The 532-nt window shown below is 39.8% G+C and carries 2 protein-coding genes; both read right to left on the reverse strand.

Annotated elements, in window-relative coordinates; genetic code table 11:
• Positions 1–187, reverse strand: a 187-nt coding sequence (locus tag IEY48_RS20350; RefSeq protein WP_188923351.1) for a helix-turn-helix domain-containing protein, incomplete at its 3' end; no start/stop codon positions are given.
• A gap of 123 nt (positions 188–310) precedes the next feature.
• On the reverse strand, positions 311–532 hold a 222-nt coding region (locus IEY48_RS20530; protein ID WP_229786619.1), incomplete at its 5' end, for a hypothetical protein.

Genomic DNA, 532 nt, shown 5'->3' on the forward strand with positions numbered 1-532 from the left:
TGCCAGTATTTAAGTAGTTTTTAACCCATTCATTGACACTGCGACGACTTACCTTTAACTGGCGAGCAACTTGAGCGCGATTGTGGCATTCCAAGAAACATGAAATGGCCAATAAGCGAATGCGCAAACGAGCATCTTTTTCTGACTTTGATAATTTAACGAGTTCAAAAGCTGTGTAGTTTTTCAAAGAATAAAATGATTTAGAAATGATGAGCACATTAGATCACAATTCAATGCGGATTGGTATTAGTATGACTATGCAGAGGGTAAAACTGAACAACCGAGATATTTGATTTTTAAATTTTATGCATTACAGATACAAAAAAGCATCGTCGTGAGACGAGGCTTCGATGTCGTTGGCGGAGCAGGCATTGATTGTAATAAGAATGATCCCGCGACGGAGCGAATGACAAGCCGTCTGCGGTACATATAGTGCAGCAAACGGCTTTACCACGCTGATTAGATTTTCAAATTTCAAATACGAAAAAGGCCTTTGCATTACTGCAAAGGCCTTCATCTTAAGTTGGCGGAG

This window comes from Shewanella saliphila, from assembly GCF_014648295.1.
GTDB lineage: Bacteria > Pseudomonadota > Gammaproteobacteria > Enterobacterales > Shewanellaceae > Shewanella > Shewanella saliphila.